General features: G+C 70.1%; 21 protein-coding genes. 20 read left to right on the top strand and 1 reads right to left on the bottom strand.

Going from position 1 to position 25,154, the window contains the following annotated elements; genetic code table 11:
* The first annotated feature begins 55 nt into the window (after nt 1-55).
* The 12 genes from alaS to ACFWH5_RS09395 all read left to right on the top strand — a co-directional run bounded on the left by alaS (nt 56) and on the right by ACFWH5_RS09395 (nt 14,849).
* Complete coding sequence (gene alaS, locus ACFWH5_RS09450) at nt 56-2,716, top strand: alanine--tRNA ligase (RefSeq protein WP_378834213.1); 2,661 nt, start codon at nt 56-58, stop codon at nt 2,714-2,716.
* The gene (ruvX, locus tag ACFWH5_RS09445) at nt 2,713-3,195 is read left to right on the top strand and encodes a Holliday junction resolvase RuvX (protein WP_378834212.1); all 483 of its coding nucleotides are present in this window, start codon (nt 2,713-2,715) and stop codon (nt 3,193-3,195) included. The genes alaS and ruvX overlap by 4 nt, the downstream gene beginning before the upstream one ends.
* A complete protein-coding gene (gene mltG / locus ACFWH5_RS09440) occupies nt 3,188-4,711 on the top strand; it encodes an endolytic transglycosylase MltG (protein ID WP_378834211.1) in 1,524 nt (507 codons plus the stop codon). Before ruvX ends, mltG begins: the two co-directional genes overlap by 8 nt.
* Nucleotides 4,712-5,536 carry a shikimate dehydrogenase family protein gene (locus tag ACFWH5_RS09435; RefSeq protein ID WP_378834209.1) on the top strand — a complete coding sequence of 275 codons (825 nt, stop codon included), beginning with the start codon at nt 4,712-4,714 and terminating at the stop codon, nt 5,534-5,536.
* 4 nt (nt 5,537-5,540) lie between these two features.
* Nucleotides 5,541-6,770, top strand: a complete 1,230-nt coding sequence (gene aroC / locus ACFWH5_RS09430) for a chorismate synthase (protein ID WP_378834208.1) — start codon at nt 5,541-5,543, stop codon at nt 6,768-6,770.
* Complete coding sequence (locus ACFWH5_RS09425; RefSeq protein WP_378834206.1) at nt 6,757-7,284, top strand: shikimate kinase; 528 nt, start codon at nt 6,757-6,759, stop codon at nt 7,282-7,284. The genes aroC and ACFWH5_RS09425 overlap by 14 nt, the downstream gene beginning before the upstream one ends.
* Nucleotides 7,281-8,360 (top strand): 3-dehydroquinate synthase, encoded by a 1,080-nt coding sequence (aroB, locus tag ACFWH5_RS09420; protein WP_378834204.1) that lies wholly within the window; start codon nt 7,281-7,283, stop codon nt 8,358-8,360. Before ACFWH5_RS09425 ends, aroB begins: the two co-directional genes overlap by 4 nt.
* On the top strand, nt 8,357-8,797 hold the full coding sequence (locus ACFWH5_RS09415; RefSeq protein WP_378834203.1) for a type II 3-dehydroquinate dehydratase: 441 nt from the start codon (nt 8,357-8,359) through the stop codon (nt 8,795-8,797). The genes aroB and ACFWH5_RS09415 overlap by 4 nt, the downstream gene beginning before the upstream one ends.
* A 101-nt stretch (nt 8,798-8,898) precedes the next feature.
* Nucleotides 8,899-9,462: an elongation factor P gene (gene efp / locus ACFWH5_RS09410; RefSeq protein WP_378834202.1), complete on the top strand. Its 564-nt coding sequence runs from the start codon at nt 8,899-8,901 to the stop codon at nt 9,460-9,462.
* 2 nt (nt 9,463-9,464) lie between these two features.
* Nucleotides 9,465-9,875: a transcription antitermination factor NusB gene (gene nusB, locus ACFWH5_RS09405; RefSeq protein WP_378834201.1), complete on the top strand. Its 411-nt coding sequence runs from the start codon at nt 9,465-9,467 to the stop codon at nt 9,873-9,875.
* Nucleotides 9,876-9,918: 43 nt separating this feature from the next.
* Entirely contained in the window at nt 9,919-13,182 is a 3,264-nt protein-coding gene (locus ACFWH5_RS09400; RefSeq protein ID WP_378834199.1) for an SNF2-related protein, read from the top strand.
* 92 nt (nt 13,183-13,274) lie between these two features.
* A complete protein-coding gene (locus ACFWH5_RS09395; protein WP_378834197.1) occupies nt 13,275-14,849 on the top strand; it encodes a Rieske 2Fe-2S domain-containing protein in 1,575 nt (524 codons plus the stop codon).
* Between the two features lie 29 nt (nt 14,850-14,878).
* On the opposite strand, the gene ACFWH5_RS09390 is transcribed toward ACFWH5_RS09395, so the two are convergent.
* The gene (locus ACFWH5_RS09390) at nt 14,879-15,472 is read right to left on the bottom strand and encodes a histidine phosphatase family protein (protein WP_378834196.1); all 594 of its coding nucleotides are present in this window, start codon (nt 15,470-15,472) and stop codon (nt 14,879-14,881) included.
* Nucleotides 15,473-15,598: 126 nt separating this feature from the next.
* On the opposite strand from ACFWH5_RS09390, the gene pyrR reads away from it, so the two are divergent.
* The 8 genes from pyrR to gmk are packed head-to-tail and all read left to right on the top strand — an operon-like array spanning nt 15,599 to nt 25,130.
* Nucleotides 15,599-16,129 (top strand): bifunctional pyr operon transcriptional regulator/uracil phosphoribosyltransferase PyrR, encoded by a 531-nt coding sequence (pyrR, locus tag ACFWH5_RS09385; protein WP_378834194.1) that lies wholly within the window; start codon nt 15,599-15,601, stop codon nt 16,127-16,129.
* Complete coding sequence (locus ACFWH5_RS09380) at nt 16,126-17,091, top strand: aspartate carbamoyltransferase catalytic subunit (RefSeq protein WP_378834192.1); 966 nt, start codon at nt 16,126-16,128, stop codon at nt 17,089-17,091. Before pyrR ends, ACFWH5_RS09380 begins: the two co-directional genes overlap by 4 nt.
* Nucleotides 17,088-18,410, top strand: coding sequence for a dihydroorotase (locus ACFWH5_RS09375; protein ID WP_378834191.1), 1,323 nt, complete (start codon nt 17,088-17,090; stop codon nt 18,408-18,410). Before ACFWH5_RS09380 ends, ACFWH5_RS09375 begins: the two co-directional genes overlap by 4 nt.
* Entirely contained in the window at nt 18,407-18,913 is a 507-nt protein-coding gene (locus ACFWH5_RS09370) for a hypothetical protein (protein ID WP_378834189.1), read from the top strand. Before ACFWH5_RS09375 ends, ACFWH5_RS09370 begins: the two co-directional genes overlap by 4 nt.
* Nucleotides 18,910-20,082 carry a glutamine-hydrolyzing carbamoyl-phosphate synthase small subunit gene (gene carA / locus ACFWH5_RS09365; RefSeq protein ID WP_378834188.1) on the top strand — a complete coding sequence of 391 codons (1,173 nt, stop codon included), beginning with the start codon at nt 18,910-18,912 and terminating at the stop codon, nt 20,080-20,082. The genes ACFWH5_RS09370 and carA overlap by 4 nt, the downstream gene beginning before the upstream one ends.
* A complete protein-coding gene (gene carB / locus ACFWH5_RS09360) occupies nt 20,082-23,369 on the top strand; it encodes a carbamoyl-phosphate synthase large subunit (RefSeq protein ID WP_378834186.1) in 3,288 nt (1,095 codons plus the stop codon). Before carA ends, carB begins: the two co-directional genes overlap by 1 nt.
* Nucleotides 23,366-24,229, top strand: coding sequence for an orotidine-5'-phosphate decarboxylase (pyrF, locus tag ACFWH5_RS09355; protein WP_378834185.1), 864 nt, complete (start codon nt 23,366-23,368; stop codon nt 24,227-24,229). Before carB ends, pyrF begins: the two co-directional genes overlap by 4 nt.
* The gene (gmk, locus tag ACFWH5_RS09350) at nt 24,222-25,130 is read left to right on the top strand and encodes a guanylate kinase (RefSeq protein ID WP_378834184.1); all 909 of its coding nucleotides are present in this window, start codon (nt 24,222-24,224) and stop codon (nt 25,128-25,130) included. Before pyrF ends, gmk begins: the two co-directional genes overlap by 8 nt.
* The last annotated feature ends 24 nt before the right edge of the window (nt 25,131-25,154 follow it).

Genomic DNA, 25,154 nt, shown 5'->3' with positions numbered 1-25,154 from the left:
CTCACCGCCCGCTCACCCGAGGGCGGCCGCTTACGCAAGGACACCCACGAGCACTATGAGAACTGCGGAGATCGCGCAGCGCTACCTCGACTACTTCGAGAAGAACGACCACCTCATCGTCCCTTCGGCATCGCTCGTCAGCGACGACCCGTCGCTGCTGTTCACCGTCGCGGGCATGGTGCCGATGATCCCGTACCTGACCGGAGTCGTGCCCGCGCCGCATCCCCGCATCGCCGACCTGCAGAAGTGCATCCGCACCAACGACATCGAAGAGGTCGGACGCACCGCCCGTCACGGCACGTTCTTCCAGATGCTCGGCAACTGGTCGTTCGGCGACTACTTCAAGGAAGGCGCCATCCGCTACGCGTGGGAGCTGCTCACCTCCTCCGAGACCGACGGTGGGCTCGGCTTCGACGAGAAGGACCTCTGGGTCACGGTCTACGAGACCGACGACGAGGCCGAGGCGATCTGGCGCGACATCATCGGCCTGAAGCCCGAGCGCATCCAGCGACTCGGCCGCGCCGACAACTACTGGAACACCGGTCAGCCCGGCCCCGGCGGGCCCGACTCCGAGATCTTCTTCGACCGCGGTCCCGCCTACGGCCAGGACGGCGGACCGGCGGCCGACGACAATCGATTCCTGGAGATCTGGAACCTCGTGTTCATGCAGGACTTCATCGAGAACATCCGCGGCAAGACCGAGTTCGACATCGTCGGCGAGCTGCCGCAGAAGAACATCGATACCGGCATGGGCCTCGAACGCGTCGCCTTCCTCAAGCAGGGCGTCGAGAACATGTACGAGACCGACCAGGTGCGCCCCGTGCTCGACCGGGCCGTCGAGCTGTCCGGCAAGAAGTACGGTGCCGCGCACGAGGACGACGTCCGCTTCCGCGTCATCGCCGACCACGTGCGCTCCTCGCTGATGCTGCTCTCCGACGGCGTCCGCCCGTCCAACGAGGGCCGCGGGTACATCCTGCGCCGCCTCATGCGCCGCACGGTGCGCGCCATGCGTCTGCTCGGCGTGGACGCGCCCGCCTTCCCCGAGCTGTTCGAGGCGTCGAAGGACGCCATGAAGTCGGCCTACCCGGTGCTCGAGAAGGACTGGGCGACCCTCTCCGGCGCCGCCTTCGCCGAGGAGGAGACGTTCCGCCGCACGCTCGCGCAGGGATCGACGATCCTCGACCTCGCTCTGGACGAGACGAAGAAGAGCGGCGGATCGACGCTGAGCGGTTCGGAGGCGTTCCTGCTGCACGACACCTACGGATTCCCGATCGACCTCACGCTCGAGGTCGCGGAGGAGGCCGGGCTCGACGTCGATCGTGCGGCGTTCGACTCGCTCATGCAGGGGCAGCGCGACCGCGCCAAGGCCGACGCCCGCAACCGCAAGCGTCAGCTGGCCGACGTGTCGGTGTACCGGCAGTTCCGCGCCCTCGGAGAGACGGGCTTCGGCGGATACACCGACCTGCAGACCGAGTCGCGCGTGCTCGGCCTGATCGTCGACGGCGCGCCGGCGCAGACCGCATCGGAGGGGCAGATCGCCGAGGTCATCCTCGCCGAGACGACGCTGTACGCGGAGTCGGGCGGCCAGGTCGCCGACAAGGGCACCATCATCGGCACGGGTTTCGAGCTGGATGTGCTCGACGTGCAGCGGCCGGTACCGGGGCTGATCAGCCACACCGTGCTGGTCGCTTCGGGCAGCGTCGCCGTCGACGACCGCGCCACGACCGTGGTGGATGCTGCGAACCGCCGTGCCGCACGTCAGGCGCACTCCGCCACGCACCTCGTGCACGCTGCGCTGCGCGACACCCTCGGCCCGACGGCCACGCAGTCCGGTTCGCTGAACCGCGCCGGCTACATGCGCTTCGACTTCTCGTGGTCGCAGCCGCTGTCCGCAGACACCCGGTCCGAGATCGAGGACATCACGAACCGCGCCGTGCATGACGCGCTCGAGGTCACCACCCGCATCCTCTCACTCGACGAGGCCAAGGAGGCCGGCGCCATGGCGCTGTTCGGCGAGAAGTACGGCGACGTGGTGCGCATGGTCGACATCGGCGGACCCTGGTCGCGGGAGCTGTGCGCCGGGACGCACGTCTCGTCGAGCTCCGAGATCGGCCTGGTCAGCCTCGTCGGCGAATCGTCCGTCGGCGCGTCGAACCGCCGCATCGAGGCACTGGTGGGCCAGGACGCGTTCCGCGAGCTGGCTGCCGAGCGCACCGTGGTGTCGCAGCTGACCGCAGCGCTCAAGGCACCGCGGGACCAGCTCTCGGCCCGTGTCGAAGAGCTGCAGGCGAACCTGAAGGCCGCGGAGAAGCGCATCTCGCAGTTCGAGGCGAAGGAGCGTGAAGGCCGGGTGCCCGCATTGGCGGCAGCGGCGCAGCCGGTCGGCTCCTACCGCGTCGCGGCATCGTCGCTCGGCGAGATCGCATCCGCCGACGACGTGCGCACGCTCGCGCTGAGCGTGCGTGAGCGTCTGGGTTCGGATGCGGCGGTGGTCGCCTTCGGCGGTATCACCGGCGGCCGTCCGATCGTCGTGGTCGCGACCAACGAGGCCGCCCGCGCCGCGGGCGCCAAGGCCGGTGCGCTGGTGCGCGTCGCAGCCGGAGTCCTCGGCGGCGGCGGCGGTGGCAAGGACGACGTCGCCCAGGGCGGCGGATCGGATGCCTCGGCGCTGGACACCGCCTTGGCGGCGATCGTCTCGGAGCTCTCGGCCGCGTGACCGGGTTCCGCCGCGGCGTCCGGCTGGGCATCGACGTCGGCAAAGCGCGCGTCGGGGTGGCGCGCTGCGATCCGGACGGGATGCTGGCCGTGCCGGTCGAGACCGTGCCGCGCTCGGACGACTCCGTCGATCGGATCGCGCAGCTCGCGGCCGAGTGGGAGCCGATCGAGTTCGTGGTCGGCCTGCCGGTCAACATGCGCGGCGAGGAGACGCTCTCGACGACGGATGCCAGGGCCTTCGCCGCCGCGCTGGGCGTGCGCACCGGCATCGATGTGCGGCTCGTGGACGAGAGGCTGAGCACGGTGACCGCGCACGCGGCGCTGCGCTCCTCGGGCAGATCCCAGAAGAAGTCTCGTAGCATAGTCGACCAGGTGGCCGCGGTGGTGCTGCTGCAGCATGCCGTCGACACCGAGAAGAGCACCGGAACACCCGCCGGTGCGTTGATCGACCTCGATGAGGAGCCCACTCCCGATGTCTGACCCGGACGACTCCCCGAAGCGGCAGGGCCTGGGCGACCTGTTCGACAACCTCCCCACGGCGTCGTCGCCCCTGCCGGCCCGCGAGCCCCGCGAGCAGCCGGCGCCGGGTTCGCGCCGCGCCAGGCGCCAGGCGCAGCAGAACGCCGGTGATCCCGCGGCAGCGCCCGCGCCCAGCCGGGCGGACGCCGCCGTCCGCCGCGACCCGAGCGGTGACGCTTCGGGGGACGTCGCGTCGGGGACCCCGGCGAACGGGGATGCCACCGCGCCGTCGGCCGCACCGGTCAGCGCCACCGACCGGCCGGTTCCCGGTCCCGACTCCGCGCCCCCCACCCCCGCCTTCACGGCCGCATCAGCGGCGGCCGCGGCCGCCCGGCCCGACGACGAGCGCGAAGCGCCGTCGATGGACGACCTCTTCGCCCCCGAACGGCATCGCGATGTACCGAAGAAGAAACGCGGCCGCGGCTGCCTGATCGGACTGGTCGTCGTGCTGGCGATCCTCGGCGGCATCGCGGCCGGCGGCGTCTGGGCGATGAACACCTACGGCGACAAGATCAACGAGATCATGGGCTGGGGCGAGCCCAAGGACTACGAGCCGGGACAGGCCTCGGGAGAGGCGCTCGTCACCATCGCGTCCGGCGACACGGGCTCACCGGTCTCGACGGCTCTCTTCAAGGCCGGCGTGACCAAGACCGACCGGGTGTTCTACGACTATCTGATCGAGGAGAACCCTGCGGTCACGTTCTACCCGGGCGTGTACAAGCTGCAGAAGAAGATGACGGCCGCGGCCGCATTGGAGGCGCTCGAGGATCCGGCCAACCGCATGGAGAATACCGTGCGCATCGCCGAGGGGAGCACGGTGGAATCGTCGCTGCCCCGCATCGCAGAGGGCGTCGGCGTGCCCCTGGAGGAGCTGCAGGCCGCCGTAAAGGACCCGTCGGCGTACGACGTGCCGGCCGAGCGACTGGACGGCTGGCTGTTCCCCGCGGTGTACACCTTCGACCCCGGCTCCAGCGCGAAGGACATCATCGCCCGCATGGTCGAGCGCACCCGCGAGTCGCTGGAGAACGCGGGCGTGCCGGATGCCGACGCGCAGCGGGTGCTGACCATCGCGTCGATCATCGAGCGCGAAGCGCGCACCCCCGACTTCGCCAAGGTGTCGCGGGTGATCCAGAACCGGATCGACCAGGGCATGAAGCTGCAGATGGACTCGACCGCCCAGTACGGCTACGGCGAACTGCATGCGGGCAAGGCCAGCACCTCGAGCGAGGCCCAGAACGATCCCAACGACTGGAACACGTACCACATCACCGGGCTTCCGAAGACGCCGATCGCCAACTCCAGCGATGCGGCCATCGACGCGGCGATGCACCCGGCCGACGGGCCGTGGCTGTACTTCGTGACGATCGACTTCAGCACGGGCGAGACGCAGTTCTCCGAGACCTACGCTCAGCACCAGCAGGGCATCGAGAAGATGCGCGCGTGGTGCCGATCCAACCCCGACTACAAGGGCTGCTGAATGGGCGCCCGCACGCGGCTGGCGGTGTGGGGCGATCCGATCGGGCACAGCCGGTCGCCCGCCCTGCACGCCGCCGCCTACCGGCGACTCGGCCTCGATTGGCAGTACGACCGCAGGCGGGTCGACGCCGCGGGATTCGCCACGGAGCTCGCGTCCCTGGATGACACGTGGCGGGGCCTGTCGCTGACGATGCCGCTCAAGGAGGTCGCGCACGCCGCGGCCGAGACGCTGGACGCGCACGCGCGGCTCACCGGAGCGGTGAACACGCTTCTGCTCGGCGAAACGCGGCACGGCTTCAACACCGATGTCGGCGGGATCGTCGACGCGTTCTCGTCCGCAGGGACGACCGGATTGAGGAGCGTCCGCATCGTCGGCGCCGGCGCCACGGCGTCGTCCGCGCTCGTCGCCGTGCGCGAGCTGGGCGTGGAGCGGGTCGAGGTGCGCGCGCGACGTCCGGAGGCGGCGGAGCGGCTGGTCAGGATCGCCGAGGAGCTCGGCGTCGACCTGCGCGTGCTGCCGTTCGGCGAACCTGCCGAGGACGTCGACGCCACGGTCGCGACGCTGCCCAGCGGAACGGTGCTGGACGCACCGGTCGCCGTACCGCTGACGGCTTCGGGCGGCGTGCTCTTCGAGGCCGCCTACGCACCGTGGCCCTCCGCGCTGGCCGCCGGCTGGAACGGGGAGAGGGTGATCTCCGGCTTCGAGATGCTGCTGCACCAGGCCGTCCGTCAGATCAGGATCTTCCTGCACGGCACGCAGGACGAGTCGCTCCCGGACGAGGGCGTCATCGTGTCCGTCATGCGGTCGGCCGCCATGGGAGACTAGAGCAATGCTCCGCGTGCTCACGGCCGGCGAATCGCACGGCCCCGAACTCATCGCCGTCATGGAGGGCCTGCCCTCCGGCGTCACCGTCACCGCCGAGGCGATCCAGGCGGATCTGCAGCGCCGCAAGCTGGGCTACGGCCGCGGATCGCGAATGAAGTTCGAGCAGGACGAGCTCACCATCTCGGGCGGCGTGCGCCACGGCAGGAGCCTGGGCAGCCCGATCGCGCTGCGCATCGGCAACACGGAGTGGCCGAAGTGGACCGAGGTGATGAACCCCGCACCCACCGAGCTCACCGAGAAGTCCCGCGGCCGCGGCGCCCCGCTGACCAGGCCGCGCCCTGGCCACGCCGATCTCGTGGGCATGCAGAAGTACGACTTCGACGAGGCGCGCCCGATCCTCGAGCGCGCCAGCGCCCGAGAGACCGCCGCCCGAGTGGCGCTCGGCGCGGTCGCGCGCGCGTTCCTCTCGGAGCTCGGCATCCGCCTCGTCAGCCACACGCTGTCGATCGGCCCCGTTCAGGTGCCGGACGGTTCGCCGCTGCCCGGCCCCGACGACGTCGCGGCGCTGGATGCCGATCCGTTGCGCTGTTTCGACGCAGCGACGTCGGCGCTGATGGTGGCCGAGGTCGACGCGGCGCGCAAGGACGGCGACACGCTCGGCGGGATCGTCGAGGTGCTCGCGTACGGGCTTCCGCCCGGGGTCGGGTCTCACGTGCACTGGGACCGCCGGATCGACGGGCGCCTCGCGCAGGCGCTGATGAGCATTCAGGCGATCAAGGGTGTCGAGGTCGGTGACGGCTTCGACACGACCCGTCGTCGCGGGTCCGCCGCCCACGACGAGCTCTTCGTCGCCGAGGACGGCATCACCCGCGCCTCCGACCGGGCCGGCGGCACCGAGGGCGGCATGACCACGGGCACCGTGCTGCGGGTGCGCGCCGGGATGAAGCCCATCGCCACGGTGCCCCACGCGCTGCGCACCATCGACGTCGCCTCCGGCGAGGCGGCCACCGCCCACCACCAGCGCTCGGACGTGTGCGCCGTCCCGGCCGCCGGCGTCGTTGCCGAGGCGATGGTCGCGATCGAACTGGCCAACTCCGTGCTCGAGAAGTTCGGCGGTGACAGCATCCGCGAGACGCGACGCAACCTCGACGCGTACCTGGCCGCGATCCCCGAGGCGCTGCGCACGGCACCCGCCTCGGAGGCGGCGCTGCTCGCCCATGATGAGCTCGCCTGATCCGGATCGGCCGCTGACACTCGTGCTCGTCGGTCCGATGGCGGCGGGCAAGACGAGTGTGGGGCGCAAGGTCGCGCGGCTGCTCGGCGTGACCTTCGTCGACACCGACAAGCGGATCGCCGCCGCGCACGGCCCCATTCCCGAGATCTTCGCCGCCCACGGCGAGGGGCATTTCCGCGAGCTGGAACGCACCGCGGTCGCCGAGGCCATCGCCGACGGCGGCGTCGTGTCGCTGGGCGGGGGAGCGGTGACGGATGCCGATACGCGAGCACTGCTGCACGAGCATCCGGTGGCGTACCTGACCGTCAGCGCGGAAGCCGTCGCGAACCGCATCCGCGGAGCAGGGCGCCCTCTGCTCGCCGGCGAGGAGGATCCGGTGGAGCGATGGCGGGCGATCTTCGAGCAGCGCCGCGGCTGGTACGAACAGGTGGCGGATCTGACGGTCGACACCTCGCGCCGGCCGATGCGCACGCTCGCAGAGGAGATCGCCGCATGGAGGAAGGAACAGGCATGACCACGACGACCATCAGCGTGACGGGACAGAGCGCCTATGACATCATCGTGGGTCGCGCCATCCTCGACCGCGTCTCAGCGGCCCTCGATCCGGCGGTGCGCAAGGTGCTCGTGGTGCACCCGCCGACCCTCGCGATCCGCGCGGCGGAACTGCGCGAGCGGCTGATGGCCGATGGCACGCGCGAGGTGCTGCTGGCCGAGATCCCGGATGCCGAGGCCGGCAAGCGCATCGAGGTCGCGGCGTTCTGCTGGCAGATCATGGGCCAGGCCGATTTCACCCGCACCGACGCCGTGATCGGCTACGGCGGAGGGGCGGTGACCGACGTCGCCGGATTCGTCGCGGCGACCTGGCTGCGCGGCGTGCAGGTGGTGCAGGTGCCGACCACGGTGCTCGGACTGGTGGATGCAGCGGTGGGCGGCAAGACCGGCGTGAACACCGCCGAGGGCAAGAACATGGTGGGCGCCTTCTGGGCGCCGCGCGCCGTGATCGGCGATCTCGACGAGCTCGGCAGCCTGAGTGCGAACGAGGCGACCGCCGGTTACGCGGAGGTCGTCAAGGCAGGCTTCATCTGGGCGCCCGAGATCCTCGACATCATCGAGGCCGACCCGCAGCGCGCGATCGACACGACGACGGACGAGTTCCGCCGCACCGTCGAGCTCGCCATCGATATGAAGGCGAAGGTCGTCTCGGACGACTTCCGCGAGGCGGGGCTGCGCGAGATCCTCAACTACGGGCACACGCTCGGCCACGCGATCGAGCATGCCGAGCGGTATCAGTGGCGACACGGCGCGGCGATCTCCATCGGCATGATGTACGCCGCCGAGCTCTCCCGCCTCGCCGGGCGACTGTCCGACGAGGGTGCGGAGCGGCACCGCAGCGTGCTCGAATCGCTCGGCCTGCCCATCACGTATCGCGCGGGCGCGTGGCCGCAGCTGCTGGCGACCATGCAGCGCGACAAGAAAGCGCGCGGCGGGATGCTGCGCTTCATCCTGCTCGACGACATCGCCAAGCCCACCGTGCTGCAGGCGCCCGACGAGTCGCTGATGTTCGCGGCGTACCAGGAGGTCGCAGCGTGACTGCTTCCCGCCGCCTGCTGCTCGTGAACGGTCCGAACCTGAATCTGCTCGGCACCAGGGAGCCCGAGGTGTACGGCACCGCCACGCTCGCCGACGTCGTGAAGGTGACGGCAGAGGCGGCCGAGACGCTCGGCTACGAACTCCGCGCGGAGCAGAGCAACCACGAGGGTGTGCTCATCGACGCGATTCACGCGGCGCGCGAGGACTGCGCGGGGATCGTCATCAACCCCGGCGGCCTCACCCACACGTCCGTCGTGCTGCGCGATGCCCTCACAGGAGTGTCGCTGCCATTCGCCGAGGTGCACATCTCCGACGTGTACGCCCGCGAGGAGTTCCGGCACTTCTCCTACCTGCACGACGTCGCGGCCGTGCGAGTCATAGGCAGGGGAGTCGACGGCTACGCCGAGGCGGTTCGCGCGCTGGTCGCGCAGCTCTGAACCGTCCGCCTCCGCGGCATCCCGTAGAATCGACTGTCGGCCCCGTGCGCTGAGCGCTGCGACCGGCTCCATCATCCCGACACGAACGGACCTCTCTGAGCATGGCATCCACCGCAGACATCAAGAACGGCGTCGTCATCAAGATCGACGGACAGCTCTGGAGCGTCGTGGAGTTCCAGCACGTCAAGCCGGGCAAGGGCGGTGCCTTCGTGCGCACCAAGCTCAAGAACGTCGTCACGGGCAAGACCGTCGACAAGACCTACAACGCCGGCACCAAGATCGAGATCGAGAACGTCGATCGCCGCGACTTCACCTACCTGTACACCGATGGCGACAGCTTCGTGTTCATGGACCAGGAGGACTACGACCAGATCAACGTCCCGTCCGCCACGGTCGGCGACGCCGCGCACTTCATGCTCGAGAACCAGCAGGTGCAGATCGCCCTGAACAACGGCAACCCGCTGTACATCGAGCTTCCCGCCTCCGTCGTGCTCGAGGTGACCTACACCGAGCCGGGTCTGCAGGGCGACCGCTCCTCGGCCGGCACCAAGCCCGCCACGCTCGAGACCGGCTATGAGATCCAGGTTCCGCTGTTCCTCGAGCAGGGCACCAAGGTCAAGGTCGACACCCGCACGGGCGACTACCTCGGCCGCGTCAACGACTGACCTTGAGCGCCCGCACAAAGGCGCGCAAGCGCGCCCTCGACATCCTCTTCTCCGCCGACGTGCGCGGAGACGAGGTCTCGGTCGTGCTCGCCGCGGCGGCTCAGCGCGCCGCCGGCGAGCCGTCACGCGAGGCCTCCTGGCTGTATGCCCGCGACATCGTCGACGGCATCATCGACCACAGCGACGAGATCGACGAGCAGATCACCACGCACAGCCGTGACTGGAGGATCGAGCGGATGCCCGCGGTCGACCGCGCCCTGCTGCGGATCGGCACCTGGGAGATCCTCTTCAACGACGAGGTGCCGACCGCCGTCGCGATCGACGAGGCGGTCGAGCTCGCCAAGGAGCTCTCCACCGAGGACTCCGGCGCGTTCGTGCACGGCGTGCTCGCGCGCATCGACCGCGCCCGGTGAGGGGCGACGGACGGATGTCCGTCGCTGACGGCAGGATGCCGGGATGACCGCTCCGCGCCCCAGTCCGCAGCAGCTGCGCATGCTGGCCGGAGACAGCGGGTACCAGCGCGGCCTCGACTACGCCCGGCGCGGGCAGGTGCTGCGCACCGCCTGGGATCCGGCGACAGAGACGCTGACCGGCGAGGTGTTCGGCACTGCACACGCCCCCTACCGGTGCCGGGTGCAGTTCCGCGGCGGCGCGATTCTCAGCAGCGCGTGCACCTGCCCGATGCAGCGCGCCTGCAAGCACGTGGTCGCGACGATGCTCGCCGCCCACGATCCGCGCACGCCGGGATCGGCGGCATCGGCACGGGCTCGTGTCCCCGCGTGGCACAAGCTCGTGCCGTCCGCCGCGCCACGCCGGCAGCCCGTCGTCCCGCTCGCGCTCGGCGTCGAGCTGCGCGTCAAGCCGGCACGCACCGTCGACCGCTGGGGCGCCGCCCTGGCGCACACCGCCACCCCGCGTGAGCTCGTGCGCGAGCAGGGCGAGGTGCTGCTCGCCGTGCGACCGTTCATGCGCAGCGAGTCGACGGGACGGTGGGTGCAGGGCGACGCGCACTGGGACGCTCTGCGCCGCGCCGGAGACCGATTCGCACCCGAGCAGGCGCGCTGGTTCGTCGACTTCCTCGCGATCGCGCGCGACTCGCTGCTCTCGGGCACGGCGAGCGACTGGATCGTGCTCGACCGCGTGGAATCCCCGCTGCTCTGGCAGCACCTCAGGTCGCTCACCGCGGTCGGCGTGCCGCTCATCGCCGCGCAGAAGCACACCCGGGTGCGGCTCGCCGGCGCCGCGACCGCCGGTCTGCGCGTCGAGCCCGACGACGACGGCGGACTGGCCATCACGGCCGACGTGCGCATCGAGGGGGAGCCGGCACCGGTCGAATCGCTGCGCGCGATCGGCCGCACCGGCCTGTACCGCTGGGACGTCGTGGGGGCGGAGATCGACATCACCCTCGCCGCCGTGCCGCTCGCGACCGCCGTGCACGCCGCTGTCACGGCGGGCGAGCCGATCGACGTGCCGGCCGCCGAGCGGGCGACGTTCCTCGCCGAGGCGTACCCGCTCATCGCGCGGCAGGCCACGGTCTCGGCCGCCGGCGGGCTCGAGCTGCCCGAACCGGCCGCGCCCTCACCCGTGCTGAGGGTGATCTTCGGCCGCTCCGACCGCGTCGAGTACCGCTTCGAGTGGCGCTACGAGGGTCACGGCACCGTCGGCTTCGAGCCGGTCGATCGCGGGTCGAGTGACCAGCCGTTCCGCGATCCGGATGCCGAGGCGCGCGAACGTCGCGGGCTGGAGGCGATCTGGGCCTCGGCGACGGCGGATCCGTTCCGCGAGCGCGCGATCCTCGACGGAGTGGAGGCCGCCGAATGGGCGGCGCAGGTGCTGCCGGTGTTCGAGGGTGATGACGTCGACGTCGTCATCACCGGCCGCCGCAAGCAGTATCGCGAGCTCAGCGGCACTCCCGAGATCACCGTCTCGACCGTGGAATCCACCGACCCCGACTGGTTCGATCTCGGCGTCATCGTGAAGATCGACGGCACATCGATTCCGTTCACCCCGCTGTTCACGGCGCTCAGCATGCGCCGCACGAAGCTGCTTCTCGTCGACGGCAGCTATCTCTCGCTCGCGCATCCGGCCCTGCAGTCGCTGCGTGAGCTCATCGACGAGGCCGCCCAGCTCGCGGAATGGGAGACCGGCCCGCGCATCAGCCGGCACCAGACCGCGCTGTGGGCCGATTTCGAAGATCTCGCGGATCACGCCGAGCCCGCCGTGGCCTGGCGGGCGCTGGCCGACGGGCTGCGCGACGTGCACTCCGTGCCGACCACACCGGTGCCCGCAGGCCTGAACGCCGAGCTGCGTCCGTACCAGAAGCAGGGCTTCGACTGGCTCGCGTTCCTGTGGCGACATGGGCTGGGCGGCGTCCTCGCCGACGACATGGGGCTCGGCAAGACGCTGCAGCTGCTGTCGCTGATGGTGCACGCCCGCGAGCAGGGTGAGGGCAGTCCGTTCCTCGTCGTCGCCCCGACATCCGTGCTCGGCACCTGGCGCAGCGAGGCGGCGCGGTTCGCTCCCGATCTGCGGGTGACGGTGATCGAGGGCACCTCGGCGCGAAGGGAGCGCAGCGTCGCGGATGCCGCGGCGGGCGCCGACATCGTCGTGACCTCCTACACGCTGCTGCGGCTCGACGAGGACGAGTACACCGCTGGGGAATGGGCGGCGGTCGTGCTCGACGAGGCGCAGTTCGCCAAGAACCCCGCGACGAAGCTGCACAAGGCGATCGCCGCGCTGCGGGCGCGGGTCACCATCGCCGTCACCGGTACGCCCCTGGAGAACAGCCTCACCGACCTGTGGGCGCTGCTGTCGCTCACCGCCCCAGGGCTGTTCCCCTCGGCGCGGCGGTTCCGCGAGGAGTACGTGCAGCCGATCGAACAGGGCAAGGTCCCCGAGAACGAAGAGGGCGGGGAGTACCGGCAGCGGCGACTGGAGCGTCTGCGCCGCCGCATCCGGCCTCTCATGCTGCGCCGCACCAAGGAGCTGGTGGCGGCCGAACTGCCCGAGAAGCAGGTGCAGGAGGTCTTCGTCGAGCTGTCGTCGGCGCACCGCGCCCGATACGACGCCGTGCTGCAGCGCGAGCGGCAGAAGCTTCTCGGCCTGCTCGCCGACCTGGATCGCAATCGGTTCACCGTCTTCCGATCGCTCACGATGTTGCGGATGCTGGCCCTGGCGCCCCAGCTCATCGACGAAGCCGACCGGTCGATCCCGTCCACGAAGCTGGACGTGCTCATCGAGCACATCGAGGAGCTGCGCGCGGAAGGCCACCGCGCTCTCGTGTTCAGCCAGTTCACCTCTTTCCTCGACCTCGCGGCGGCCCGGCTCGACGCCGCAGGGATCGAGCACGCCCACCTCGACGGCTCGACCCGCCGGCGCGCCGAGGTGATCGACGGGTTCCGCGGTGGCGACCAGCCGGTGTTCCTGATCAGCCTGAAGGCGGGCGGCTTCGGACTCACGCTCACCGAGGCCGACTACGTCTTCCTGCTGGACCCGTGGTGGAATCCGGCCGCTGAGGCGCAGGCGATCGACCGCACCCACCGGATCGGGCAGACCAGCCGGGTCTTCGTCTATCGCCTCATCGCGTCCGGAACGATCGAGGAGAAAGTCCTGGCGCTGCAGCAGCGGAAGGCACGACTGTTCACCGCCGTGATGGACGACGAGGCGCTGTTCTCGCAGGCGCTCACGGCCGACGACATCCGGGGACTGCTGGAAACCTGAGGTGTCGCCGTGTCCGCCTCCCACCACGGTTCACCCGTGGTGCACAGCATCCGCTCGGTAGAATCGAGGCTGCTCACAGCAGGAGGAGAGACATGCGGATCACGGGACTCGGCCACGCGGGGATGTTCATCGAGACGCGCGGCGGCAACATCATCTGCGACCCCGTGCTCGGCCCGTCGTTCTACGGCTCGTGGTTCCCGTTCCCCGACAACCGAGGACTCGACTGGGAGCGCCTCGGGCGCGAGGCCGACTTCCTGTACATCTCGCACCGTCACCGCGACCACTTCGACCCTCGTCTGCTCGAGAAGTACATCTCCAAGGACATCGAGGTGCTGCTTCCCGAGTACCCGATCGACGACCTCGAGCAGGACATCCGCGCCCTCGGGTACGCCAACATCACGTACGCCCCCGCCGGCGAGGTCATCGAGCGCGGCGAGCTCAAGATCATGATCACGCCGTTGCGCGCGCCCAGCGACGGCCCGATCGGCGACTCGTCGCTCAGCGTCGACGACGGCACCGCGTCGATCCTGAACCAGAACGACTCCCACCCTCTGGATCTGGAGAAGCTCCTCGCCTTCGGCAAGCCCGAGGCGTACTTCACCCAGGTGTCGGGGGCGATCTGGTGGCCGATGGTCTACGACCTGCCGCAGGACGCCAAGCAGAACTTCGCACGCCTCAAGCGCGATGCGCAGAACAAGCGCGCGATGTATTACATCGAGAAGGTCGACGCGCCGCACGTCTTCCCGATGGCGGGGCCGCCGATGTTCCTGCGCGACGACCTCTTCGAGTTCAACGGGACCGGCCGCGACGGCGACTCGATCTTCACCGATCAGAAGGAGTTCCTCGCGCATCTGAAGGAGCAGGCGCCGCAGTACGACGGGCAGCTCTTCGTGCCCGGAACGGTCGTGGAGATGAACCACGGCGAGCTGTCGGTGACGCAGTCTCTCTACACCCAGGCCGAGATCGACCACATCTTCGACGAGAAGTGGGACTACCTCGAGGAGCAGCGCGCCTCGCGTCAGCAGGAGCTGCGCGACGAGGAGGCCACGCGTGCCGAAGTGCTGCCGCCGGCCGAGATGCTCGAGGCGCTGAAGACGTGGTGGGAGCCGCTGCTGAAGAAGTCGCGCACCATCCGCCTCGGCGTCGGCGGCCCTGTGCGCATGACGATCGGCGAGCTCGATCTCGTCGTCGACTTCCCCAAGGCGAAGGTTCGCGAGTTCGCGGGGGAGGACGTGGAGTTCTGGTACACGATCCCCGCCGACCTCGTCTCGACGAACATCCGCGATCACGAGATCGACTGGTCGAACTCGATCTTCCTGTCGATGCAGTTCACCGCGGGCCGCAAGGGCAAGTTCAACGAGTTCATCTACACGTTCTTCAAGTGCCTCTCGGTCGACCGCATCGAGTACGTGGAGAACTGGTACCAGGAGCAGACCGACCAGACCGAGGACGCCGAGATCGGCGACTGGGTCGTGCAGCGCCGATGCCCGCACCTGCGCGCGGATCTCACCCGCACCGGCAGGATCGAGGACGGCGTTCTGACGTGCAGCATGCACGACTGGAAGTGGGACCTGAAGACCGGGCGATGCCTGTCGACCAGCGGCCACCCGATCCGGGCGAAGAAGGCCGACGAGCTCACCGACGAGGCGCTTCGGCCCGCCGTCTGAGCAACAGCACCCCGCGGTCCGGCCCGTTCTCAGCGAATCTGCTGCCCTCGTGCGCCGCGCAGTGCCGCGTCCGGCGGCGTGCCCATGACGGTCACCGCACCCCCTGTGGCGAGCTCGACGACCGCCGGCAGCGGCAGCGCCTCCCAGAACGCGGTGGCCGCCTCGCCGGGCGGGATCAGCCCCTGGGCGACCATCCAGGCCGTCAGCACCATCCCGTGGGTCCCGACGATCAGATGGTCGGCCGGGTGGGCGAGCAGCCCCTCATGAAAGCGGTGCGCCGCCGCATGCGGATGCTCCCACCCCGTATGACGGGCGTCGAGCGCCCCCGCTACCCACGCCCGGCGTGCGTCGCGGAAGTCGTCGTGCACCGCCTCCACGCGGTCGACCTCGCGGAACCGCGCTTCCGTCGCGATGTCCTCGGTCGCGACGCGCCGCGCAAGCGCGATCGTCTGCACGGCCTTCCGTTCGGGACTGGCCACGGCGACCGCATCCGTCGGCAGGTCCAGAGCGGATGCCGCGACGGCACCCTCCGCGCTCAGCGACCATGCCGCAGGCGCGAGCCCGTCGTCCACCACCGGCATGGCGTGCCGCACGAAGGTGATGCGGCGAGAAGGCGACAGCATCCGGTCAGGCTAGCCGAGACGCCGACCGATCGCGTCCCCTGAACGGAGGGTGCCCGCCGACTCGCTAGACTGGTACCCATCACCACCTTTAACACCGTCCGGAGAGGCGGAGAAGGGACGTGGCCTTTGTCTGCGCGAACTGTGCTGCAGGAAGCCGATATCGCGCGTGCTCTCACGCGCATCGCTCATGAGATCCTCGAATCCAACCGCGGCGCCGAAGATCTGGTGCTGCTCGGCATACCGACGCGAGGCGTCACGCTCGCGGATCGGCTCGGGCCGATCATCGCCGGCATCGCCGGACAGCCGATCCCGGTGGGCTCGCTCGACGTCACGCTGTTCCGCGATGACCTTGCGAAGCATCCGACCCGTGCCCCCAAGCGCACCGACATCCCCGACGGCGGCATCGACGGCAGGACCGTCGTGCTCGTCGACGACGTGCTCTTCTCGGGACGCAGCATCCGCGCGGCGCTCGATGCGATCGGATCGATCGGGCGTCCGTCGGCGGTGCGGCTCGCGATCCTCGTCGACCGGGGTCACCGCGAACTGCCCATCCGCCCCGACTTCGTCGGCAAGAACATCCCGTCCGCCCGCACCGAGCGGGTCAACGTGCATCTGCGCGAGCTCGACGGCATCGATGAGGTGACGATCGAAGCATGAGGCACCTCCTCGACACCCGCACCCTCGACCGTTCCACCGCGCTGCGGATCCTCGATGTCGCCGAGGACATGGCCGACACCCAGTCGCGTCAGGTCAAGAAGCTGCCGACACTGCTGGGCAAGACCGTCGTCAACCTCTTCTTCGAGGACTCCACCCGCACCCGGATCTCCTTCGAAGCCGCCGCGAAGCGGCTGTCGGCGGACGTGATCAACTTCGCGGCCAAGGGCTCCAGCGTCTCGAAGGGCGAGAGCCTGAAGGACACCGCTCAGACGCTGCAAGCGATGGGGGCGGACGCCGTCGTCGTGCGTCACTCGGCATCGGGAGCACCGCAGACGCTCGCGACCAGCGGCTGGATCTCGGCCGGTGTCGTGAACGCCGGCGACGGCACGCACGAGCACCCCACGCAGGCCCTGCTCGACGCGTTCACCATCCGCAAGCGCCGCTACGGCGCCGACAGCCGCGGACGCGATCTGAGCGGTCTGCGCGTTGTCGTCGTCGGCGACGTGCTGCACTCGCGCGTGGCGCGCTCGAATGTGTGGCTGCTGACCACGCTGGGCGCGGAGGTGACGCTGGTCACCCCGCCCACGCTCATTCCGCAGAACGTCTCGCAGTGGCCGGTGCGGGTGCTGTACGACCTCGACCGCGCCCTCGACGGCGAGCCCGACGCGGTGATGATGCTGCGCATCCAGGGCGAGCGCATGCACGCGGCGTACTTCCCCAACGAGCGGGAGTACACCCGGCTGTGGGGGCTCGACGCGTTGCGGGTGGCGCGTCTGCCCGAGCAGACCATCGTGATGCATCCCGGCCCGATGAACCGGGGACTGGAGATCTCGACGGAGGCCGCCGACTCGCCGCGCTCGACGGTGCTCGAGCAGGTCGCCAACGGCGTCTCCGTGCGCATGGCCGTGCTCTACCTGCTGCTGGCGGGAGAGCGCAACGACGAACAAGAGGGAGTGCAGTGAGCGAGAATCTGGTGATCGCCGGCGCGCGATCAGCCGCAGGCGAGACCATCGACCTCGTCATCGAGAACGGCGTGATCGCCGAGATCGGCACCGGGCTCAGCCGGGCCGGAGCGCGCGTCGTCGATGCCGGCGGCCTGCTCGCCCTGCCGGGGCTCGTCGATCTGCACACGCATCTGCGCGAACCGGGCTTCGAAGCCTCCGAGACGGTGCTCACCGGCACCCGCGCCGCCGCAGCGGGCGGCTACACGGCGGTCTTCGCCATGCCGAACACGTCGCCGGTCGCCGACACCGCCGGTGTCGTCGAGCAGGAACTCGCCCTCGGCGACGCATCGGGCTATGCGACCGTGCAGCCGATCGGCGCGGTCACCGTCGGCCAGAAGGGGGAGCGCCTCGCCGAGCTGGGTGCCATGGCCGCCTCCCGGGCCCGGGTGCGCGTGTTCAGCGACGACGGCTTCTGCGTGTGGGACCCGCTGATCATGCGACGCGCCCTCGAGTACGTGAAGTCCTTCGACGGCGTCATCGCACAGCACGCGCAGGATCCGCGTCTGACCGAAGGCGCGCAGATGAACGAGGGGGCCGTGTCGGCCGAACTCGGACTCGCCGGCTGGCCGGCCGTCGCCGAGGAGTCGATCATCGCCCGCGACGTGCTGCTCGCCGAGCACGTCGGCTCGCGTCTGCACGTGTGCCACCTGTCGACCGCGGGCTCGGTCGACATCATCCGCTGGGCGAAGAAGCGCGGCATCGCCGTGACGGCCGAGGTCACGCCGCACCACCTGCTGTTGACCGACGAGCTCGTCCGCGGCTACGACGCGCGCTACAAGGTGAACCCGCCGCTGCGCCGCGAGGAGGACGTCCTCGCGGTGCGCGAAGGCCTCGCGGACGGCACGATCGACATCGTCGCCACCGACCACGCGCCGCATCCGTCCGAGAACAAGGCATGCGAGTGGCAGGCGGCGGCGAACGGCATGGTGGGGCTGGAGAGCGCCCTGCGCGTGGTGCATCAGTCGATGGTCGCCACGGGGCTGCTCGGCTGGGAGGACGTCGCCAGGGTGATGAGCGCCGCGCCCGCCCGCATCGGCCGTCTCGAGGGCTTCGGCACCCTCGAAGCGGGCGCACCCGCTCACGTCACGCTGTACGACCCGAGTGCGCAGGGCGTCTTCACCGAAGCCGACCTGCACGGCCGCAGCGCGAATTCGCCCTACCTGGGCCGCGAGCTGCCCGGCCGGGTCGAGTGGACCATCCACGGCGGCGTCATCACGGTGGAGGGCGGCGCGCTGACGGAGCTCCCGAGCGACGACCTGAGGGGGGCACAACGGTGACCCGCGAGACTGCCGCCCTGATCATCGGCGCCGTGGCGCTGCTGATCCTGCTCGCGATGCTCTTCGCCTGGAGAGCGCGGCTGCGCCGCGATGCCGGCCTCAGCGCACCACTCGGCGTGCCGGAACACGCCGACGTCACCTCGCGCCACGAGGTGCTGTACGTCGCCACCACCCGGCACGACCAGCCGCTGGAGAGACTCGCGATCCGCCCGCTGGCGTACCGCGCCCGCGGCGAGCTCGCGCTCACCGACCGCGGCGTCGCTCTCAGCCTCGACGGTGCGCCGACGGTGTTCCTCGCCTCGTCGCGCCTCGTCGCGGCCGACACGGCCACCGTTGCCATGAACCGCGTCGTCGAACCGAACGGTCTCATCCGCCTCGTCTGGCGCGAGCCGTCCGGCATCCTCGTCGACTCCTTCCTGCGGCTCACCTCGGGCGAACCGCACCAGATACTCCCGGAGCTCGAGCGACTCTGCTCCGCACCTGAGAACGGACCCTCCGCATGAACAACACATCGACCACCGCCCCCTCCCTGCCTCAGCCGGCAGTGCTCGTTCTCGAGGACGGCACCCGCCACCGCGGACGCGCCTACGGCGCCGTCGGCACGACACTCGGCGAGGTCGTCTTCGCGACCGGGATGTCCGGCTACCAGGAGACGCTGACCGACCCGTCGTACGCCGGTCAGATCGTGCTCCAGACCGCACCGCACATCGGAAACACCGGGATGAACGACGAGGACACCGAGTCCCGCCGCATCTGGGTCGCCGGCTACATCGTCCGTGACCCCTCGCGCGTCGTGTCGAACTGGCGCGCCAACAGCTCGCTCGACGAGACGCTGGCCCGCGACGGCATCGTCGGCATCAGCGGCATCGACACGCGTGCCGTGACGAGGCACATCCGTTCCGCCGGCTCCATGCGCGGCGGGATCTTCTCCGGCCCGGATGCCGCACTCGACCCCGAGGAGCAGCTGCGGATCGTCACCGACGCACCGGAGATGGCCGGCCAGAACCTGTCGGCGCAGGTGTCTGTGGAGGTCGCGGCCGTCACGCCGGCCGTCGGAGACCGGCTGGGCAACCTTGCGGTGCTCGACCTCGGCGTCAAGCAGGCGACCGTCGACAATCTCGCCCGCCGCGGCTTCGAGGTGCATGTGCTGCCGCAGACGGCGACCATCGAGGAGATCAAGGCGATCGACCCGGTCGCCGTGTTCTACTCCAACGGCCCCGGGGACCCCGCAGCCTCAGACGGCCACGTCGCGCTGCTGCGCGAGGTGCTCGACGAGAAGCTGCCCTTCTTCGGCATCTGCTTCGGCAACCAGCTGCTCGGCCGCGCGCTGGGGCTGGGCACCTACAAGCTGCCGTTCGGACACCGCGGCATCAACCAGCCGGTGCTGGACAAGTCCACCGGCCGGGTCGAGATCACCGCGCACAACCACGGCTTCGCCGTCGACGCCCCGCTGGACGAGCCCTTCGACAGTCCGGCCGGCTACGGCCGCATCGAGGTCAGCCACATCGGGCTGAACGATCGCGTCGTCGAGGGCCTGCGCGCCCTCGACATCCCGGCGTTCTCGGTGCAGTACCACCCCGAGGCCGCCGCAGGCCCGCACGACGCCAACTACCTCTTCGACCGGTTCCGCGACGTCGTCGCCGCCCACCTCGCACAGAAGGACGCCAAGTAATGCCCAAGCGCGACGACATCAACTCCGTTCTCGTCATCGGCTCCGGCCCGATCGTCATCGGCCAGGCCTGTGAGTTCGACTACTCCGGAACTCAGGCCTGCCGCGTGCTGCGCGAGGAGGGCGTGCGCGTCATCCTCGTCAACTCGAACCCGGCGACGATCATGACCGATCCCGACTTCGCCGACGCCACCTACATCGAGCCGATCACCCCCGAGGTCATCGAGACGATCATCGCCAAGGAGAAGCCGGATGCCATCCTGCCCACCCTCGGCGGCCAGACCGCTCTCAACGCCGCCATGGCGCTGCACGCGCAGGGCATTCTCGACAGGTACGGCGTCGAGCTCATCGGCGCCAAGGTCGAGGCGATCCAGAAGGGCGAGGATCGCCAGATCTTCAAGGAGCTGGTGATCGAGGCGGGCGCGGATGTCGCCGCATCCGTGATCTGCCACAGCATGGACGAGCTGCTCGCCGGCGCCGAGAAGCTCGGCTACCCGCTCGTCGTGCGCCCCAGCTTCACCATGGGCGGACTCGGCTCCGGCTTCGCGTACGACGAGAACGATCTCCGCCGCATCGGCGGCGCCGGCCTGCACGACTCGCCGACCAGCGAGGTGCTGCTCGAGGAGTCGATCCTCGGCTGGAAGGAGTACGAGCTCGAGCTCATGCGCGACACGGCCGACAACACCGTCGTGGTCTGCTCGATCGAGAACGTCGACCCCGTGGGCGTGCACACCGGCGACTCCATCACCGTCGCACCCGCCCTGACGCTCACCGACCGTGAGTACCAGAAGCTGCGCGACATCGGCATCGACATCATCCGCGCCGTGGGCGTCGACACCGGCGGCTGCAACATCCAGTTCGCGGTGAACCCCGAGAACGGCCGCATCATCGTCATCGAGATGAACCCGCGCGTCTCGCGGTCATCGGCGCTGGCCTCGAAGGCGACCGGCTTCCCGATCGCCAAGCTGGCGGCCAAGCTCGCACTCGGCTACCGGCTCGACGAGATCCCCAATGACATCACGGGTGTCACCCCGGCGAGCTTCGAGCCGACCCTCGACTACGTCGTCGTCAAGGTGCCGCGGTTCGCGTTCGAGAAGTTCCCGGCCGCCGATGCGACACTGACGACCACCATGAAGTCCGTCGGTGAGGCGATGGCCATCGGACGCAATTACGCGACGGCGCTGCAGAAGGCGCTGCGCTCGCTCGAGAAGCGCGGTTCGAGCTTCCACTGGGGCGAGGAGACGCGCACGGTCGGCGAGCTGCTCGAGATCTCGAAGACGCCCACCGACGGCCGCATCGTCACGCTGCAGCAGGCGCTGCGCAAGGGCGCGACGATCGAGCAGGCGTTCGAGGCGACCGCCATCGACCCGTGGTTCCTCGACCAGATCGTGCTGATCAATGAGGTGGCCGAGATCGTGCGCACCGCGCCGGAGCTCGACGCCGACGTCATCCGCTACGCCAAGGAGCACGGCTTCTCGGACGCGCAGATCGGGCAGCTGCGCGGCATCTCCGAGGCCGAGGCGAGCGCGATCCGTCGTGAGCTCGACGTGCGCCCCGTGTACAAGACCGTCGACACCTGCGCGGGGGAGTTCCCGGCGCTCACCCCGTACCACTACTCGAGCTACGACAGCGAGACCGAGGTCGCCCCGTCCGAGCGGACCAAGGTGGTCATCATCGGCTCGGGGCCGAACCGCATCGGCCAGGGCGTCGAGTTCGACTACTCATGCGTGCACGCGTCGTTCGCGCTGTCGGATGCCGGGTACGAGACCGTCATGGTCAACTGCAACCCGGAGACGGTCTCGACCGACTACGACACCTCGGACCGGCTGTACTTCGAGCCGCTCACCCTGGAGGACGTGCTCGAGGTGCTGCACGCCGAGGCCCAGAGCGGCACCATCCTCGGCGTCGTATGCCAGCTCGGCGGGCAGACCCCGCTCGGCCTCGCCAAGGGGATCGAGTCCGCCGGCTACACGGTGCTCGGCACCAGCCCCGCCGCGATCGATCTGGCCGAGGAGCGCGAGCTGTTCTCGCGCCTGCTCGATGACGCCGGTCTCGTCGCCCCGCGCAACGGCACAGCGATCGACGTCGAGGGCGCGGTGCGCATCGCCGAGGAGATCGGCTACCCGGTTCTCGTCCGTCCCAGCTTCGTGCTCGGCGGCCGCGGCATGGAGATCGTCTACAGCACCCCGGCGCTGCGCGACTACTTCGTGCGCACCGCCGGCGAGGTGATCATCGAACAGGGCAAGCCGCTGCTGGTGGACCGGTTCCTGGACGACGCGATCGAGCTCGACGTCGACGCACTGTACGACGGCACGGACCTGTTCATCGGCGGGGTCATGGAGCACCTCGAGGAGGCCGGCATCCACTCCGGCGACTCGAGCTGCACCCTGCCGCCGGTCTCGCTCGGTCGCACCGACGTCGACCGGGTCCGCGAAGCGACGCTCGCCATCGCGCAGGGCGTGGGTGTGCGCGGACTGCTGAACGTGCAGTTCGCCATCAGCGCCGGCGTGCTCTACGTCATCGAGGCGAACCCGCGCGCCAGCCGCACGGTGCCGTTCGTGTCGAAGGCGCTCGGCATCCCGATGGCGAAGGCCGCCAGCCGCATCATGGCGGGAGCCACGATCGCCGAGCTCCGCGCAGAGGGGATGCTGCCCGAGCAGGACGGCTCCCGGGTCCCGCTGGACGCACCGGTCGCCGTGAAGGAGGCGGTGCTGCCGTTCAAGCGGTTCCGCACCGCCGACGGCAAGACCGTCGACTCCGTGCTGGGGCCCGAGATGCGCTCGACGGGCGAGGTCATGGGCATCGACCGCGACTTCCCGACCGCGTTCGCGAAGAGCCAGGCGGCCGCCTACGGCGGGATGCCCACCTCGGGGACGGTGTTCATCTCGGTGGCGGATGCCGACAAGCGCGCCGTGATCCTGCCGGCGCACCGTCTGCAGCAGCTCGGCTTCACCCTCGTGGCGACCGAGGGGACCGCCGAGATCCTGCGCCGCAACGGCATCGACGCCGCGGTGGTGTCGAAGTTCAGCGAGACCCGCGAGTCGGGGCAGCGCAACATCGTCGACCTGATCAACGACGGCGAGATCGACATGATCGTGAACACGCCCAGTGGCGGCGCGGCCCGCGCCGACGGCTACGAGATCCGTGCGGCCGCGGTCGCCGCGGACAAGGCGCTGTTCACGACCATCGCGACCCTCGGCGCGGCGGTCAGCGGGATGGACGCCGCCGGCACCGGTTTCGCGGTGCGCAGCCTGCAGGAGTACGAGCTCGACCGGAAGGCCGCGGTGTGACGACGTCGTTCGGCGCGCGGCTGCGGGCCGCCATGAACGCGCACGGTCCGCTGTGCGTGGGCATCGACCCGCATGCCGCGCTGCTCGAGCAGTGGGGTCTCGATCAGGATGCCGACGGCGTGCGCGCCTTCGGACTGGCGGTGGTCGAGGCGGCGGCAGGACGTGCCGGGATCGTGAAGCCTCAGGTGTCGTTCTTCGAGCGATTCGGCTCGCGCGGGTTCGCGGCGCTGGAGGACGTGCTGTCGGCGGCGCGCGAGGCAGGACTGATCGTGATCGCCGACGCGAAGCGCGGCGACATCGGGTCGACCATGGCGGGTTATGCGGCCGCCTGGCTCGGCTCAGGGTCGCCCCTGGAGGCGGATGCCGTCACGGTGAGTCCGTACCTGGGACCGGAGTCGCTGCGCGACACCCTGACCTCCGCTGTGCGGGAGCAGAAGGGCGTGTTCGTGCTCGCGGCGACCAGCAACCCCGAGGCCGCGGCGCTGCAGACCGCGCGGACGGTCGACGTGGCCGCCACCGACGAACAGACGGTCGCGCAGCGTGTCGCGCGCGATGTGACCTGGGTGAACGGCTCTGCCGCCTTCGACGGCGATCTCGGGCCGGTCGGTCTGGTGATCGGCGCCACTGTCGACCGCGCCGAGATGGGCCTGCACGACGGCCTGCTCACCGGCACACCGCTCCTGGCTCCCGGATTCGGCGCGCAGGGCGCGACTCCCGAAGACCTCGTGGCGCGCTTCGGCGCCGTCGCGGGCAATGTGCTCGCCAGCGAGAGCCGCAGCATCCTCAGCGCCGGACCGGACGGGATCGCGGATACGATCGACGAACGGGCCGCACGCTATCGGGAGGTGCTGGGTGGCTGAATCACGCGTTGTCCCAGAAGTCGATCGGGTGGCTGCCGCTCAGCGCGCACTGCAGAGGCGTCGCGCGCGGGCCTCGCTCAAGCGCGATCTGACCACGCGTGTCGTCACGCCGCAGGAGGTGCTGCGCCGCGCGACCGCCGACCACGACTCGGATGCCGCCACGATGCGCGTCACGGACTTCCTGATGGCGCTGCCCGCGATCGGCTCCGGCAAGCGCGACCGCATCCTCGACGAGCTCGGCATCTCGCCGGTGAAGCGGCTCGGCGGGCTCGGCGTGCGCCAGCTGGCCGCGCTGTCGACCTGGCTCGATCGCCGTTTTCCGGCGGCGGTGCCCCGCGCCGGCCGCAGCCGGCTGCTCGTGCTCGCCGGTCCCACCGCCGTGGGCAAGGGAACCGTCGCCGCGCACATCCGCGCCCATCATCCCGAGATCCACCTGTCGGTGTCGGCGACGACGCGCGCGCCGCGACCGGGCGAGGTCGACGGGGTGCACTACTACTTCCTCGACGATGCCGAGTTCGATCGGCTCGTCGCCGCAGGCGAGCTGCTCGAGTACGCGGTCGTGCACAACAGGCACCGTTACGGCACCCCGCGTGGACCGGTCGACGCGGCGCTGGCCGAGGGCCGCACCGTCCTGCTCGAGATCGACCTGCAGGGCGCGCGGCAGGTGCGCGCCGCCGAACCCTCGGCGACCCTGATCTTCCTGCTGCCGCCCTCATGGGACGAACTCGTGCAGCGGCTCGTCGGGCGGGGCACGGAGGATGCCGAGGAGAGGTCGCGCAGACTGCGTACTGCGCGGGTCGAACTGGCCGCGCAGAACGAGTTCGATTACCGCGTGGTGAACGCCGACGTCGCCACCGCCGCCCGCGAGGTCGTAGAATTGTCTTCTGTCGCCGCGCGCTGAGCCGCTCGCGCGCGCGAACGCACC

This window comes from Microbacterium sp. NPDC058345 (genome assembly GCF_042723855.1).
In the GTDB taxonomy this organism is placed as follows: Bacteria; Actinomycetota; Actinomycetes; order Actinomycetales; family Microbacteriaceae; genus Microbacterium.
The sequence above is the reverse complement of the archived record's forward strand: the minus strand, read 5'-3'. Positions and strand labels throughout refer to the sequence as shown.

Bases quoted from the DNA above. Each gene is read 5' to 3' on its own strand.
- alaS (WP_378834213.1), top strand. From the start codon at position 56: ATGAGAACTGCGGAGATCGCGCAGCGCTACCTCGACTACTTCGAGAAG.
- mltG (WP_378834211.1), top strand. From the start codon at position 3,188: ATGTCTGACCCGGACGACTCCCCGAAGCGGCAGGGCCTGGGCGACCTG.
- ACFWH5_RS09435 (WP_378834209.1), top strand. From the start codon at position 4,712: ATGGGCGCCCGCACGCGGCTGGCGGTGTGGGGCGATCCGATCGGGCAC.
- aroC (WP_378834208.1), top strand. From the start codon at position 5,541: ATGCTCCGCGTGCTCACGGCCGGCGAATCGCACGGCCCCGAACTCATC.
- ACFWH5_RS09425 (WP_378834206.1), top strand. From the start codon at position 6,757: ATGAGCTCGCCTGATCCGGATCGGCCGCTGACACTCGTGCTCGTCGGT.
- aroB (WP_378834204.1), top strand. From the start codon at position 7,281: ATGACCACGACGACCATCAGCGTGACGGGACAGAGCGCCTATGACATC.
- efp (WP_378834202.1), top strand. From the start codon at position 8,899: ATGGCATCCACCGCAGACATCAAGAACGGCGTCGTCATCAAGATCGAC.
- ACFWH5_RS09400 (WP_378834199.1), top strand. From the start codon at position 9,919: ATGACCGCTCCGCGCCCCAGTCCGCAGCAGCTGCGCATGCTGGCCGGA.
- ACFWH5_RS09395 (WP_378834197.1), top strand. From the start codon at position 13,275: ATGCGGATCACGGGACTCGGCCACGCGGGGATGTTCATCGAGACGCGC.
- ACFWH5_RS09390 (WP_378834196.1), bottom strand. From the start codon at position 15,472: ATGCTGTCGCCTTCTCGCCGCATCACCTTCGTGCGGCACGCCATGCCG.
- ACFWH5_RS09380 (WP_378834192.1), top strand. From the start codon at position 16,126: ATGAGGCACCTCCTCGACACCCGCACCCTCGACCGTTCCACCGCGCTG.
- carA (WP_378834188.1), top strand. From the start codon at position 18,910: ATGAACAACACATCGACCACCGCCCCCTCCCTGCCTCAGCCGGCAGTG.
- carB (WP_378834186.1), top strand. From the start codon at position 20,082: ATGCCCAAGCGCGACGACATCAACTCCGTTCTCGTCATCGGCTCCGGC.